The sequence below is a fragment of the Nocardiopsis ganjiahuensis DSM 45031 genome (assembly GCF_000341085.1).
GTDB lineage: Bacteria > Actinomycetota > Actinomycetes > Streptosporangiales > Streptosporangiaceae > Nocardiopsis > Nocardiopsis ganjiahuensis.
Genome location: NZ_ANBA01000002.1, coordinates 423,890 through 438,515 on the forward strand (window position 1 = coordinate 423,890; position 14,626 = coordinate 438,515).

Below are 14,626 nucleotides of genomic sequence, written 5' to 3' on the forward strand. Positions count from 1 at the left end.
GGGCGGGGGACCGGGGCTCAGCCGCCGCTGAGACCCAGGATCAGCAGGAGCAGCAGCAGGATGATGATGGTGATCATCACCGCCGGGATCACCCAGCCCTGCTGGAGGATCGAGTCCTGCTGGGCCGGCTGCGGGCGGGGCGCGCCGTGCGGGGCGTAGGTCTGGTTGGGGTTGACCGCGCCGGTCATCATCGGGTTGGCGCCCTGGTGCATGGCGTGCGACTGCTGGTGGCCCGACATGCCCGGGCGCGGGTTGGACATGCCCGGCTGCGCCCCGAACCCGCCGTGCCGCGGGTCCGAGCTCATCGGGTGCCCCATCTGGCCCGGCCGGGGGTTGGACAGGCCCGGGTTGGCCATCGGGTTGGGGTTGGACGCCCCGGGACCGCCGTAGGGGTTGGCGCCCGGGTTCTGGCCCAGGCGCGGGTCGGAGACGCCCGGCGCGTAGCCCATGCCCGGCTGCGCGCCGGTGGGCGGGTACTGCGGGGCCTGGGGCTGCACGGGCGGCAGCTGGTTGCCGTTGAGCAGGCCGGTCTGGGCGACGTGCTCGCCCTGCTTGAGCGCGTCCGCGCTGTCGGTGGCCATCACCGGCCCGTCGTGGCCGAGCAACCGCATGAGCAGCGTCTGGGCGTTCGGGCGCTTGCTCGGGTCCTTGTCCAGGCAGGACTCCACGATCGGCCGCAGCTCGTCGTCGACCCCGTCCAGATCCGGCGGGGCGCTGACCACGCGGTGCACCACGGCCGGGACGGTGTCGGAGCCGAAGGGCGCGCGGCCGGTGGAGGAGAAGGCGATCACACAGCCCCAGGCGAAGATGTCGCACTTGTCGGTGATCCCGCGGCCCTCGATCTGCTCGGGCGCCATGTAGGAGGGCGTGCCGACGATCGAGTTGGTCATGGTGGCGGTGCCGTCGTCGACACGGGCGATGCCGAAGTCGATCACGCGCGGACCGTCCGGGCCGAGCAGCACGTTGCCGGGCTTGAAGTCGCGGTGGACGATCCCCGCCTTGTGGATGGCGACGAGCGCCGTGGCGGTGGAGACGGCCAGGCGCTGGAGCGCGGCGCCGCGCACCGTCTTGCCCTTGGCGACGGTCTCCTGGAGGTCCTTGCCGGGGACGAACTCGCTGACCACGTAGGGCGGGTCGCTGTCGAGCTGGGCGTCGATGATCGCGGCGGTGCAGAAGGAGGCGACCCGCTGGGCGGCCCGCACCTCCTTCTCGAACCGTTTGCGCAGGTCGGCGTCGGCCGACCACTGGTCGTTGAGGACCTTGACCGCGTACTCGTCTCCGGAGGCGTCCTCGGCGAGGTAGACGACCCCCTGGCCGCCCTTCCCCAGTCGTCCGGTCACGCTGTATTCACCGAACGCGGAGGGGTCGCTCGGCAGTAGCGATTCGGGACCGGGCATCGATGTCCTCCAGGGAGGTCGTCTTGGGCGGGGGAGCGCAGAATCAGGGTACGGGTACGGAACGCCGGGTATGGCCGCAGGCGGCCCCGGCGCCCGGAGGGCGCCCCTTACCCGGGCGTACCCGTTATGACTACCGAAACGGGGAGAACGTTCCGTCCTCCACCGAACCTTTTTCGGTCGTCAGGAGATTTTGCGTGCCTCGTCGACCAGCAGGACCGGGATCCCGTCGCGGATCGGGTAGGCCAGACCGCTCTCGTCGCAGACCAGTTCGTCGGTCTCCGGGTCGTGGCGCAGCGGGGCCTGGCTCTGCGGGCAGGCCAGGATCTCCAGCAGCCAGCCGTCGATCTTCGTGCTCATGGTTCTCGTTCCTCGTGATGATGACCGGGTCAGGCGCGGACGATGGCCAGGACCTCGTCGCACAGGCGCGCCACGGCGGTGTCGTCGGGGGCCTCCACGTTGAGCCGCAGCAGCGGTTCGGTGTTGGAGGCGCGCAGGTTGAACCACGCCCCGCCGGGCAGGGTGACGCTGAGGCCGTCGAGTTCGTCGACGTCGACCCCGTCCCGTCCTGCGAACGCCGCGCGCACCGCGGCCATGCGGCCTGGGGCGTCGGCGACCTCGGAGTTGACCTCGCCCGAGGCCGCGTACCGGGAGTACTCCTCCGTGATCTGCGAGAGCGGACGCTCGTCCGCGCCCAGGACCCGGAGGACGTGCATGGCCGCGAGCATACCCGTGTCGGCCTTCCAGAAGTCCCGGAAGTAGTAGTGGGCGGAGTGCTCCCCGCCGAAGATCGCACCGGTCTCGGCCATGGTCGCCTTGATGAAGGAGTGGCCGACGCGGGTCCGCACGGGCTTCCCGCCGCGCTCGGCGACGATCTCGGGGACCGCCGCGGAGGTGATGAGGTTGTGGATGACCGTGGCGCCGGGCTCGCGCTTGAGCTCCTGGGCCGCGACCAGCGCGGTGACGGCGGACGGGGAGACCGGCTCGCCGCGCTCGTCGATGACGAAGCAGCGGTCGGCGTCGCCGTCGAAGGCCAGGCCGATGTCGGCGCCGCTCTCGCGGACCTTCGCCTGCAGGTCGACGAGGTTGTCCGGGTCCAGGGGGTTGGCCGGGTGGTTGGGGAAGGTGCCGTCGAGCTCGAAGTAGAGGGGCACGACCTCCAGCGGCAGGCCCTGCTCCAGGACGGCGGGGACGGTGTGGCCGCCCATGCCGTTGCCCGCGTCCACGACCACCTTCAGCGGGCGGCTGCCGGAGAGGTCGACGAGGTCGCGCAGGTAGTCGGCGTAGCCGGGCAGCAGGTCCCGCTCGGTCACGGTGCCCGCGGGGCCGTCGTGCGCGGGGGCGTCGTCGGAGCCGGAGAGGATCCGCTCGGCCAGGTCGCGGATCTCGTTCAGGCCGGTCTCGCCGCTGATCGGCGAGGCCCCGGGCCGGCACATCTTGATGCCGTTGTAGTCGGCCGGGTTGTGGCTGGCGGTGAACATGGCACCGGGCAGGTCGAGGGAGCCCGAGCCGTAGTAGAGGAGGTCGGTGGAGCCGAGTCCGGCGAACACCACGTCCACCCCCTGGGAGGTGACGCCGTCGGCGAAGGCGTGGGCCAGCTCCGGGGAGGAGGGGCGCATGTCGTGGGACACCACGACGGCGGGTCCGCCGATCACACGGGCGAAGGCGGAGCCGATCGCGCGGGCGATGTCGGCGTTGAAGGTGTCCGGAATCACACCGCGTACGTCGTATGCCTTGAAGATGCTTCCGAGGTCAGCCACGTCTGCTCCGGCCAGGTCGATTCTGCGACGAATTCGGTTCAGCGCCCGGTCACGATCGAGCGCCGTACAAAACTAGCAAGAGGTCGCCGGACCGATCGTCGGGGCGGGGCCGGGGCGCCGCCGGATCAGCCGTTGGGGTGGTGCGGTGGACGCTGCTCACCGCGGTCCGACTTGACCACGCGCAGGTGGCCGCGGCGCATCGTCTCGTGACCCTCCCCCACGGGCTCGCCGGGGGACGGCTCTGAGCGTGCCGGGGGCCTCGCCGCCTCACGTACGGCGTCGGCGAGGGCCTCCAGGTCATCACTGCCGGGACCACCTCCCGACGTCTCGACCGGAAGCCGAACGACCTCCCAGCCACGCGGCGCGGTCAACCGCTCGGCGTGGATGGCGCACAGGTCGTAACAGTGCGGTTCCACGTAGGCGGCGAGCGGGCCGAGAACGGCGGTGGAGTCGGCGTAGACGTACGTGAGCGTGAAAACGGCGGGCTGCCTGCACGCGGTGCGGGAACAGCGTCGAACATGGCTCACAGCGATTGACTGTATGCCTTTACCGAGGGACACGCCAGCATCGTCCCATGACCTGCTCCGTTTTTGGGCGAGTGTCCTTGACCCGGGCAGGTCGCCGGCCCCCGGGGAGCGGGCCCCTTCTCACTTCTTGGGCCACCGGGACTACGCGGGGGGCTCGTGATGGCTTAGTCTCAATGTGTGCGACGAGTGCGCCTTTCCAGTGGCCAACCAGACCGAGTGCGGCGCCGGGACCGCCGCGGCCGAGGCATCCGCGGTCCTCTCGTGCCCTCTGACCTGCCCGTCTCCCGCAGCCGAGCGCAGGCCTTCGACGATCTTGTCCTGGACGCCGTCGAACGCCTGGAGCGGCTGTGGGCGCGCGAGCTGGCGAACGTCGACTTCCTCGTGGAGGACGTTCCCCCGATCCCGTTCCGCGGCGACCTGTCCGAGACGATCCCCTTCTCCCGCCTGGAGACCGACCCCGAGGGTCGTGCGCGGATCATCGTCTACCGGCGGCCCGTGGAGATGCGGACCAAGGACCCCGAGGAGATGGCTCTCCTCGTCCACGAGACCGTGGTCGAGGAGGTCGCCAACCTGCTCGGGGTGGAACCGGAGTCGGTGGACCCGGAGAACTGAGCCCCGGGCGGCGGTCCCGTCCCCGTCAGGGTCCCGGTCCCGGTCGAGGAACCGGGCCCCGTCAGGGGACCACCGTTCCGTGCCCGCTCAGGGGACCACCCCGGTCATGCTGTCCCGCACGACCGGAAGCTCGACCTGCACGGGTGCGGGCCGCACCGGCAGGACGCTGATCCCGCTGCCCGAACGCAGGATCCGGGCGGCGTACACCGGGCCCGATCCCTCCAGCAGTTCGAGGCGCACCGCGTATCCGTCCTCGGGGTCGGCCCCGGAGGGCACTCCCCAGCCGTCGGTGTCGGTGCCGAAGACGTGGGTGGTTCCGGCGGCCACCTCGGCCCGCACGGCGTCTCCCATGCTGCCGTCGGCGGCGATCGGGGTCGCCACGACCCTGGCATCGTCCTCCAGGGCGCCCAGGACCAGCTCCACGTCCACCCCCTCGGGCATGTCCGGGATGACGGCCGTGGTGTCCAGCGGGTCGGTCAGAGGGTCCACGGCGGCCGTGTAGGCGGTCTCGACGACCGTCACTTCCTCACCGTCCACCTCGACCTCCTCGGCGACCACACCGGCGGCCACGGGGGCGTCCGCTTCCACCACCACCGTCCCGGGGAGGCCGCCGAGCACGCTCTCCAGGGTCAGCCAGGCCGAGGCCGCCGGCGGAACGTTCAGGACCAGCGGGTCCTCGGCGGTCCCGGCGGCACCGGTGTCCTCGGCGTCCCGGTCGTCCTCGGACTCCTCGGGCTCGGCGGTCACCACGTGGACGCGCACCTCGACGGGGTCGTTCCCGGGTGCGGCCACGATCAGTCGGCGGGTGCCGTCGCCGCCGGGCACCCCTGGGACGACCTGGTGTTCCTCCGGGGCCCGGGTGGGCGGAACCCAGTCGCTGTGCCCCGAGGAGTGCTCGGCGAGCAGGGCCGCGGAGACGCGGCCGGTGCTGGTGCGCACGTGGACACCGATGGATCCGGTGCTCTGGATGAGCTCGGTGGCGTCGAACTCGGTCGACTCCCCCGGGCCCAGGTGGATACCCCGGCTGTCCGGCGAGAAGGAGGGACCCTCCATGGTGTAGATGTCCACGCTGACCGTGGCCCGGAAGACCTCCGGGTTGGACAGGTGCACGGTCAGCGTCCCGAGGTCCACCCCGTCGGGGTCCTCCGCGCCGGGCAGGGCGAACCAGGTCCCGATGGACGGCTCGGCGCAGCGGACCTCGGTGATGCCGTCGTCGGAGACGGTGGTCTGCGCGGCGTCCAGACCGGACGCCAGGGAGCCCTCGGCGTGCAGGGCGGTGGGCAGGGCGGCGTCGCCGGTATCGGTGTTCCAGACCCGTCCGGGTTCGGTCTGCTCCTCTCCGAGGAGCTCACCCCGGTCGTCGGCGTCGGGGTCCCGGGACGGGCTCGGGTCGGCGTTCTCGGTCTCGTCCGCCTCGTCCGCGTCCTCTGTGTCCGCCTCCTCCGCGTCCTCTGTCTCCGCCGCGTCCTCCTCGCCCTCGGCAGGGGCCTCGGCCAGCGGGACGGCCCAGAGCACGCCCTCGTCGTCCCGGCTGACGCGGGGCGCGAAGGCGGCCACCGAGCTCTCCGCGCCGTCCTCGGACGACTCGTGCGGGGCCGGGCAGACACGTGCGGCCAGGTCCGGTCGGACGGTGCCGGGTTCGGTCACCCCCAGCTCGGGGTTGATCGGCCGGATCGCGAACGCGACCCCGAACAGGGCGAGCAGCGCCAATGCGACCAGCCCGAACAGCGCGAACCGGTTCTCCACGATCAGTCGCACGACCTACCCCTCCCGCTCGTTGTCGTCGGTGCCGTCCCGTTCGCCCCTGTCCCGGGGTGATCCGGCACGGCGCCGTCCTGCCCGCCGGGTGCCCCGGCGCCTGCCCCGGACCACGGGGATGGACCCGGTCGTGGTCGGCCCGGGATCGGGCTCGCGCTCCGCGACCGTCCGGTCCTCGGCAGAGCTCTCGGCCTCGACCCCGTCCGAACCCTCCGCCGGGGTCCGGGGCGGGCCCTCGTCCGGTTCCGCGGACGCGGCGGGCCTTGCGGAGCGTGTGCCCCTCGGCCGTTCACGGCCACGCCCTCGGGTGCGGGACAGCGGCCCGCGGCGCGGGCGCCGGGGACGGGGCATCGGGGTGGACGCGATGAGTTTGCGTTCCTCCTCGGTGCGCACGCCCGGGGCGGCGAGCACCGCCACGATCAGGAGCAGGACGCCCTGGGTGACCACCCAGGCGGTGTGCACCAGGTCCGTGTGCCAGACGCGCAGCTCACCGCCGTGCACCGGCAGGGCCCAGGCCTGGGTCCCGTTCTCGGTGCTCACCGGGGTGAGCTCGGTGCCGTCGAGGGTGGCGGTCCAACTGCCGTCGGCCGGTTCGGCCAGGGCCAGACGGCGGCCGGTGCGGCCCTCTCCGATCTCGGCCGTGAGGTCGTCCGCGGAACCCTCCACCTGGAGCGCCTCCGCCTCCAGGCCGTCCTCGGAGACCGTGCGCAGCACACCGGTGGGTTCGACGATCCGCCAGAGCCCGTAGTGGCCGGACAGCGACTGCCGACCCAGCCCCGGGGTCCCGTCGAGGGTGTCGACCATGGTGGCGTCAGCGGGGGCGCTGATCTCCGGGCGGGGGTAGAGCACGTACTGGATGCCGTGGTCGAGGAGGCTGACGAGCTGGTCGCCGCCCTGGCCGGCGGCGAGTTCGGCGACGGCCCGGTCCACGGCGGCGCGGGTCCGGGGTTCGGGCAGGACCCGTTCCTCCCCCAGCCTCGGTTCGCGGCCGCGGACCACCACGTAGTCGACGCTGCCGTCGTCGGCCGGGGTGACGACGACCGTCCGGGGCCGGGTGCCGTCGGAGCTCACGCTCTCCAGCGCCCCGGGGACCGAGCGGGGGGCGTTCGCGGTAATCGGGCCGTCGACGCCCTCCCACATCCACAGGGCCGCGGCCGAGACCGGGGTGGCCAGCGCGAGGGCGGCCACGCCCAGGGCGAAGTACCGCTTCACCCCTCCGGTCCGGATCATGTTCCCGAAGGCGCGGGCCGCCGTGGAGGCGGTCAACAGGACGGCTGTGGCGGCGAAGGCCAGTGCGACGCCGGGCCAGACCTGGGCGGGCGGGCCACCGAAGTAGGGCTCGACGACGATGCGGCTGGTCAGGACGGCGATGAGCATCCCGAACAGGGCCAGGCTCCAGCCCGCCGCGACCAGCATCCGGTTGCGGAGCAGGAGCAGCGAGCACAGGGCGGCCGCGATGAAGCCGGCGGTCACCCAGTACGGGGGCGTGCCGGGACCGCCCGGGGAGAGCATGAGCAGCTCGGCGGGGGTGGCCCCGGGGTCGGACAGCTCAGGCCGGTGCAGTCCCGCCTCCAACAGCCACAGGCTCGGGTGCAGCAGCACCTCCAGCGACCACGGCATCAGCAGGACCACCGGCACGGACAGGCTGATCGCCACGCTGACGTAGACCCGGCGGCCCAGGTGTCCGAAGGCGACCGCGACCAGCACCCCGGTGACCAGGCACAGGAGCCAGACGATCGGGACGAAGGCGGCGGCGACGGTGAGCGCCAGGCCCAGGCCCCAGGCGGCCCGCCGCGAGGGTTTGGGCGGCATGGAGACCACGCGGACCAGCAGCAGGCCGAGGATCGGCAGCAGGGCGTGGACCAGGGCCGTACCGAGGCGGCCCTGGGCGACGGCGCCGGTGGCCATGGGCAGCAGGGCGTAGGCCCCCGCCATCCACAGCCGGGCCGGACGGAAGCGCAGCACCTCGCGGGCGAGCAGGTACGAGGTGAGTCCGGCCAGCGGGACGCACCCCAGCAGGATGACCATCACCGCGATCCACGGCTGGCCCAGGGTGAGGGTGGACAGCAGGGCGAGGAACCCGACGTAGGGCGGGATCGGTCCCGCCGAGCCCACACCGCTGTCGGGATGGCCGGACAGGTACAGGTTCCACAGGTCCAGGGCGCCGCCGGTGACCGGGGGCAGGGCGCCGCCCGCGAGCATCTCGCCGAACAGCAGTGAGCGTTCGGCGATGATCGTGACCACGGTCAGGCCGATGACCAGCAGGGCTCCCGGCTGCAGGATCACCCGGCGGAAGAACGAGGTGGAGTCGTCGGCGGGGCCGTCGTCGTCCTCACCCGGCGGGACGGTGACCGCCTGGTGGCGTCCGGCGGTGTCTCCCACGCGTTCGCCCGTGAGGATGCCGGTGACCGCGTCGGCGAACTGCCGCACGGCCACGCCCCTGGCCAGGAAGGGCCGGATGGCGCTGTAGGTGCGGCGGCGGTCACGGCGGCGCCGGAACCTGGCACGGGCCAGACGGAACGGCCGACCGTAGACGAGGGTGATCGCGGCCGCCTCGTCCAACGCGTTGGCCGGCTGCTTGATGAGCAGGTACATGATCACGCGCAGCAGCGAACCCACGGAGTTGCGCAGCAGGGCGAACACCATGCCGCCGACGGGCAGGTTGGCCAGCAGCACGAACACCGCGTGCCTGCGGTCCACCCGGCGGGGGTGGTTGCGGGTGGCCGTGATCCTCCTGCGGCGGCGGGCCGAGGCCTCCGCGTGGTAGGCGACGGCGTCGGTGACCAGGCGGACCCGCAGCCCGGCACCGCCCACGCGCCAGCAGAAGTCGATGTCGTCGCGGAAGAGCGGCAGCGCGGGGTCGAAACCGCCGAGGCGCTCCCACACGTCGCGGCGGACCAGCATGCCCGCGCTGGAGACCGCCAGGACCTGGCGGGTCCCGTCGTGCTGTCCGTGGTCGAACTCGCGCTGCTCCAGCCCGGTCTCGCGGCGGCCCGCGCCGTCGATGGTGACGCCGACCTCCACGAGGAGGCGGCGGTCGAACCAGTCGCGGAGCTTGGGGCCCAGGACCGCGGTGCGCGGGTCCTTGTCCGCGGCGGACAGCAGCTGTTCGAGGGTGTCCTTCTCCGGGGTGAGGTCGTCGTGGACGAGCCAGATCCACTCCGTGGCGTCGTCGTCGAACCCGTGCACCTCGGTGGTGGACCTGGGCAGGTCGAGGGCGGCCTTCACCGCGTCCCCGTAGCCGGTCCGGGCGGGCAGGTCGATGACGGCGTCGGCGGGGAGGTGGTCCGCGAGGATGTCGGGGCTGCCGTCGGAGCTTCCGGTGTCGGCGGCCACGACCCGCTGCACGGGCCGGGTCTGGGCACGGAGCGCGGACAGGGTTTCCGGCAGCCATCGCGCGCCGTCGTGGGACACGATGACAGCGGTGACGACGTGGCGAGCGGAATCCAGGTCAAGCACGGCTGTGGTGGGTTCTCTCCGGGAGAAGGGGCGGGCCCGTGTACGGGCCCGGTGTGTCTGCCGACCAGAGGCGGTCGATGGGCGCGTGTGCGCGCCGGGCGCGGTTCGCTGACGCGAACGCGGGACATCACGATACGCCACCCCGCACCATTACGGGCCTATTCGGTCGGGGCTGCCCGGGCCGACCATATCGGAGCATTCAACGCCAGGGGGACGCCCGGACCCAATCCTGTCCAAGGGCACGAAGGGCATGGAACATGAAAAAGGCGCACCCGGACTCGTGGCCCGGGTGCGCCCTCACGCGCGCTCCTACAGCATGTCCGCCAGGAAATCGAAATCTCCCCCGGCGGCTTTCTTCAGCCTTCGGCGCTCGCGCTCGGAGAGTCCCCCCCAGATGCCGAAGCGTTCGTCATGCTCCAGCGCGTATTCCAGGCACTCCGCACGTACCTCGCACGACTGGCAGACCTTCTTGGCCTCCCGTGTCGAGCCGCCCTTCTCAGGGAAGAACGCCTCCGGGTCGGTCTGCGCGCACAGGGCACGTTCCTGCCAGCCCAGATCTTCGTCCGAGCCGTGCGCCAGCGGGATGACCTCGCTCATGCGCACCTCCTGTAGCCCCCCAATAGATGTCCCCGACCCTTTTCGTCCCCCGGGTCGGGTGGAAATCCCACATTGGAATTACACGCGTGCGCCTCACTGTGAGTCAAGCGCCCGACGTGGTAATCCACTGAATATCATGTAACGAACCTCCAACGGCAGGCCCGCGATGTCCGTTCTGTGGATTACCACGCAATTCACGTGCCTTCCCAAGGCGTGGAGAGCGTGGCGGCCCGAGCGGGATCAGCGCTGGCCGTCGCTGCCGTACCAGTTCTGCTGGTTGTCGGTACCGCCCTGTCCTGGCTGGTCAGAGCTGTAGCCGGAGCCGGAACCGTACTGACTGCCGTACGTCCCACCACTCTGGTCGGTCGACTCACCACCAGTGTTCTCACCGGAGTTAAAGAATGGTTCAAGTCCGGGCTCGGAGGGTGCTTCCTGCCCCTGCTGGGCCTGGTCCTGGTACCAACCGTGCTGGATGGCGTCCTGGGCCTGCTGGTCGGCGGCGGGCTGGGCCTCGTAGGTCTGCGGCGCGTACTGGGACGGGTCGTAGGCCTGGCCGTACTCGTTCGCCTGCTGGGCGGCGGCGTCCTGGCCGTACTGCTGCTGGGCCTGGCCGTAGGCCTGCGCCTGCTGCGCGTCGTAGCCGTACGCCTGCTGCGCGGCCGCGTCCTGGCCGTAGGCGACCTGCTGACCGTAGGCGTCCTGGCCGTACTGCTGCTGGGCCTGACCGTAGGCGTCCTGGCCGTAGGCCTGCTGGGCGCCCGTGCCGTACGCCTGCTGCTGCGCCTGCTGAGCGGCCGCGTCCTGCCCGTAGGCCTGCTGCGCGCCGGTCGCGTACGCCTGCTGTGCACCGGTCCCGTACGCCTGCTGCTGAGCAGCCGCGTCCTGGCCGTACGCCTGCTGGGCGCCCGTGCCGTACGCCTGCTGCTGCGCCTGCTGGGCAGCGGCGTCCTGGCCGTAGGCCTGCTGCGCGCCGGTCCCGTACGCCTGCTGGGCGGCCGCGTCCTGCCCGTAGGCGGCCTGCTGACCGTAGGCGTCACCGTAGGCCTGCTGGGCGCCCGTGCCGTACGCCTGCTGCTGCGCCTGCTGGGCGGCCGCGTCCTGCCCGTAGGCGGCCTGCTGACCGTAGGCGTCACCGTAGGCCTGCTGGGCGCCCGTGCCGTACGCCTGCTGCTGCGCCTGCTGGGCGGCCGCGTCCTGCCCGTAGGCGGCCTGCTGACCGTAGGCGTCACCGTAGGCCTGCTGGGCGCCCGTGCCGTACGCCTGCTGCTGCGCCTGCTGGGCGGCCGCGTCCTGCCCGTAGGCGGCCTGCTGACCGTAGGCGTCACCGTAGGCCTGCTGGGCACCGGCCTGCGCCGGGTCGGCGGCCGGGTAGCCGGGCTGGGCGAACGACTGCTGGGTGCCGGTCGCGGGCGGGAACTGCTGCTGGTTGTACATCTGCGCCTGCTGCGGCTGCGCACGCGGGACCACGGTGGGGTCGTTGAAGATCTTGATCAGGTAGAACCCGAAGAAGCCGAGCACCGCGAGCAGCGCCGCCCTCTCCAGGAAGCCCGCGAAGGCCAGACCGCCGTTGTCGATACCGATGAACCCGCTGATCAGGCCGATCAGGCCGAAGAGCAGGCCGACACCGACCATGATCATCGCGGTCAGGATCACGGGGAAGGACACCGGACGGGTGCGCTCGCTGGTGAGCACCAGGACCACCGCGGCCACCAGCAGCAGGGTGATGGTGATGCCGTAGAAGGACGACCCGGCCGAGCCCATGGCGCCGGCGAAGCTCCCGTTGTACTCGCTCGACCAGATGATCAGCGTGATCAGTCCGGCCAGCATCTGGACGCCCACGGCCCCCAACAGGACCCAGGCCCCGGGCAGGCGCAGACGTTCTAGTGTTTCGTTGTTCAAGAGAGGTTCCCCTCTGCTGCTTCGCCGTCGCGTCGGAGGAAGCTTGGCATATCGTCGGGCTGTCGGGTGAATCGGCCGAGGCGCGCCCAGGGAAGGAAACGGGGACACCGGACGCGGGGCCGATGGAGTGGGATGGCGACCGATGTCCGAAGGTTCACACACCGTCGGTACCGGAACGGTCACGCCGGATCGTACCCACGGGGGGCAGACGACCCATACGCGCCCCCAGCCTGCCAGACTTGGGCGCATGCGGATAGTCGTACCGGCTGGCGGTATCGGCGGCGCACGTTTCCTCCGCGGCCTCAAAGCCGCCCTCGGAACCGGCGCCGCGACCGAATCGGACCAGACCACAGAGAACCAGATCACCGTCATCGGCAACACCGGTGACGACATCACCCTCTTCGGCCTCCGGATCTGTCCCGACCTGGACACCGTGATGTACACCCTCGGCGGCGGGATCAACGAGGAACAGGGCTGGGGCAGGACCGACGAGACCTTCACGGTCAAGGAGGAGCTCGCGGCCTACGGGATGAAACCCACCTGGTTCGGTCTGGGCGACCGTGACACCGCCACCCATATCGTACGGGCCCAGATGATCGCGGCGGGCTACCCCCTGTCCGCGATCACCACCGCGCTGTGCGACCGCTGGCAGCCCGGTGTGCGGCTGCTGCCGATGACCGACGACCAGGTCGAGACGCACGTGATCGTCGACGACGAGGACGGGCGCCGGGCCATCCACTTCCAGGAGTGGTGGATCAGGCACCGCGCCGCGCTGCCCGCCGAACAGATCATCAGCATGGGCGCGGAGAAGGCCGAGCCCGCCCCCGGTGTGATCCGTGCCATCAGCAACGCCGACGTCGTGGTCATCCCGCCGTCCAACCCCGTGGTGAGCGTCGGCTCCATCCTCAACATCAAGGGCATCCGCGAGGCCATGGTCGGCAAGACCGTGGTGGGCGTCTCACCGATCATCGGCGGCGCCCCCGTCCGCGGGATGGCCGACGCCTGTCTCAGCGCCATCGGCGTCGAGACCAGCGCGGGAGCGGTCGCCGAGCACCTCGGTTCGGACCTGCTGGACGGCTGGCTGGTCGACGAGGCCGACGCAGGCACCGAGGTGGAGGGGATCGAGGTGCGTTCCCGGCCGCTGTACATGAGCGACCCGGAGTCCACCGAGGCGCTCGCCCGGGCCGCTCTGGACCTGGCCGTGGAGCTGTCCGAAGGCAAGGACGAGAGCCGGTGAGCGCCCGGGAGCAGGGGGCTGCCGGGCGGGGCGCCGCCGCGCGGGACTCCGAACTGCGGGTGCGCGGGCTCGCCGGGATCCCCGAGGTGGGTCCGGGCGACGACCTCGCCGGGCTCGTCGCCGACGCCGTGACCGCTTCCGGCCGGCCCCTGGCCGACGGCGACATCCTGGTCGTCACCTCCAAGATCGTCAGCAAGGCCGAGGGACGCTCACGGCCCGGGGACGACCGGGAGGCGGCCATCGGCGCCGAGACCGAGCGCGTGGTCGCGCGGATGGGCCGGACCCGGATCGTGCAGACCCGGCAGGGCCTGGTCATGGCCGCCGCCGGGGTGGACGCCTCCAACGTCGAGCCCGGCACCGTCCTCCTGCTGCCCGAGGACTCCGACGCCTCCGCCCGCGCCCTGCGCGCGGGGGTGCGCGAGCGCCTGGGCGTGCGCGTGGGGGTCATCGTCTCGGACACGTTCGGCCGCCCCTGGCGGATGGGTCAGACCGACGTCGCCATCGGCGCGGCCGGGCTGCGCGCCGTGCAGGACCTGCGCGGCACCGTCGACACCCACGGCAACCTGATGGAGGCCACGGTCAACGCGGTCGCCGACGAGATCGCCGGCGCCGGGGAGCTGGTCAAGGGCAAGACCGCCGGTGTGCCGGTCGCCGTGGTCTCGGGCCTGGGCGGCCTGGTCACCGAGGAGGACGGGCCCGGAGCCGCGGAGCTGGTCCGCCCGGCCGACGCCGACCTGTTCCGCTACGGCTCCAGGGACGTGGTCCCGGCCCGGCGGACCGTGCGGTCCTTCACCGACCAGCCGGTGGACCCCGCCCTGGTACGCCGTGCCGTGGCCACCGCCGTGACCGCTCCCGCACCGCACCACACCACCCCCTGGCGCTTCGTGCTGGTGGAGTCCGCGGAGACGAGGAAGCGGCTGCTGGACGCGATGCTCCAGGCCTGGGTGACCGACCTGCGCGGCGACGGGTTCACCGAGGAGCAGATCACCAGGCGGACCAGGCGCGGCGACGTGCTGCGCGGCGCCCCCTACCTGGTGGTGCCGTTCCTGGTCGCCGACGGCGCGCACCCCTACCCGGACGAGCGCCGGGCCGACGCCGAGCGGTCGATGTTCCTCGTGGCCATGGGCGCCGGAGTGCAGAGTCTGCTGGTGGGCCTGGCCATGGAGGGCCTGGGTTCGGCGTGGATCTCCTCCACGATGTTCTGCGCGGACACCGTGCGCGAGGTCCTGGACGTGCCCGGGGACTGGCGGCCGATGGGCGCGGTGGCCGTGGGGTACGCGGCCGAGGCGCCCAAGGAGCGGCCGCCGCGCGACCCGGACGCCTTCGTCGTGGTGAGATGACCCGGACCACGGTGCGCTGACCGGCCCCGGCGGCGCGTCCCGG

11 protein-coding genes are annotated in these 14,626 nt (G+C 72.1%); 3 read left to right on the forward strand and 8 right to left on the reverse strand.

Features of this window, described 5'->3' with window-relative positions; genetic code table 11:
- Positions 1–17: 17 nt before the first annotated feature.
- The 4 genes from D458_RS0102465 to D458_RS0102480 all read right to left on the reverse strand — a co-directional run bounded on the left by D458_RS0102465 (position 18) and on the right by D458_RS0102480 (position 3,681).
- Positions 18–1,397, reverse strand: a complete 1,380-nt coding sequence (locus tag D458_RS0102465) for a protein kinase domain-containing protein (protein ID WP_026118918.1) — start codon at positions 1,395–1,397, stop codon at positions 18–20.
- Between the two features lie 180 nt (positions 1,398–1,577).
- Positions 1,578–1,754, reverse strand: coding sequence for a Trm112 family protein (locus D458_RS35210; protein ID WP_014911237.1), 177 nt, complete (start codon positions 1,752–1,754; stop codon positions 1,578–1,580).
- Positions 1,755–1,783: 29 nt separating this feature from the next.
- Positions 1,784–3,154 (reverse strand): phosphomannomutase/phosphoglucomutase, encoded by a 1,371-nt coding sequence (locus D458_RS0102475; protein ID WP_017585145.1) that lies wholly within the window; start codon positions 3,152–3,154, stop codon positions 1,784–1,786.
- Positions 3,155–3,279: 125 nt separating this feature from the next.
- Complete coding sequence (locus tag D458_RS0102480; RefSeq protein ID WP_026118919.1) at positions 3,280–3,681, reverse strand: DUF3499 domain-containing protein; 402 nt, start codon at positions 3,679–3,681, stop codon at positions 3,280–3,282.
- A 216-nt stretch (positions 3,682–3,897) separates the two neighbouring features.
- Between D458_RS0102480 and D458_RS0102485 the strand changes: the two genes are divergently transcribed.
- On the forward strand, positions 3,898–4,293 hold the full coding sequence (locus D458_RS0102485) for a metallopeptidase family protein (RefSeq protein WP_017585147.1): 396 nt from the start codon (positions 3,898–3,900) through the stop codon (positions 4,291–4,293).
- An 87-nt stretch (positions 4,294–4,380) separates the two neighbouring features.
- On the opposite strand, the gene D458_RS0102490 is transcribed toward D458_RS0102485, so the two are convergent.
- The 4 genes from D458_RS0102490 to D458_RS0102505 all read right to left on the reverse strand — a co-directional run bounded on the left by D458_RS0102490 (position 4,381) and on the right by D458_RS0102505 (position 12,006).
- Positions 4,381–6,051: a DUF5719 family protein gene (locus D458_RS0102490; protein WP_017585148.1), complete on the reverse strand. Its 1,671-nt coding sequence runs from the start codon at positions 6,049–6,051 to the stop codon at positions 4,381–4,383.
- Positions 6,052–6,054: 3 nt separating this feature from the next.
- Positions 6,055–9,510 (reverse strand): glycosyltransferase family 2 protein, encoded by a 3,456-nt coding sequence (locus D458_RS0102495; RefSeq protein ID WP_017585149.1) that lies wholly within the window; start codon positions 9,508–9,510, stop codon positions 6,055–6,057.
- A gap of 309 nt (positions 9,511–9,819) precedes the next feature.
- Positions 9,820–10,107, reverse strand: a complete 288-nt coding sequence (locus D458_RS0102500; RefSeq protein ID WP_014908913.1) for a WhiB family transcriptional regulator — start codon at positions 10,105–10,107, stop codon at positions 9,820–9,822.
- A gap of 240 nt (positions 10,108–10,347) precedes the next feature.
- The gene (locus tag D458_RS0102505; RefSeq protein ID WP_026118920.1) at positions 10,348–12,006 is read right to left on the reverse strand and encodes a hypothetical protein; all 1,659 of its coding nucleotides are present in this window, start codon (positions 12,004–12,006) and stop codon (positions 10,348–10,350) included.
- A 247-nt stretch (positions 12,007–12,253) separates the two neighbouring features.
- On the opposite strand from D458_RS0102505, the gene cofD reads away from it, so the two are divergent.
- Both cofD and D458_RS0102515 read left to right on the forward strand, forming a co-directional pair.
- A complete protein-coding gene (gene cofD / locus D458_RS0102510; protein WP_017585150.1) occupies positions 12,254–13,243 on the forward strand; it encodes a 2-phospho-L-lactate transferase in 990 nt (329 codons plus the stop codon).
- Positions 13,240–14,583 (forward strand): coenzyme F420-0:L-glutamate ligase, encoded by a 1,344-nt coding sequence (locus tag D458_RS0102515; protein ID WP_017585151.1) that lies wholly within the window; start codon positions 13,240–13,242, stop codon positions 14,581–14,583. The genes cofD and D458_RS0102515 overlap by 4 nt, the downstream gene beginning before the upstream one ends.
- The last annotated feature ends 43 nt before the right edge of the window (positions 14,584–14,626 follow it).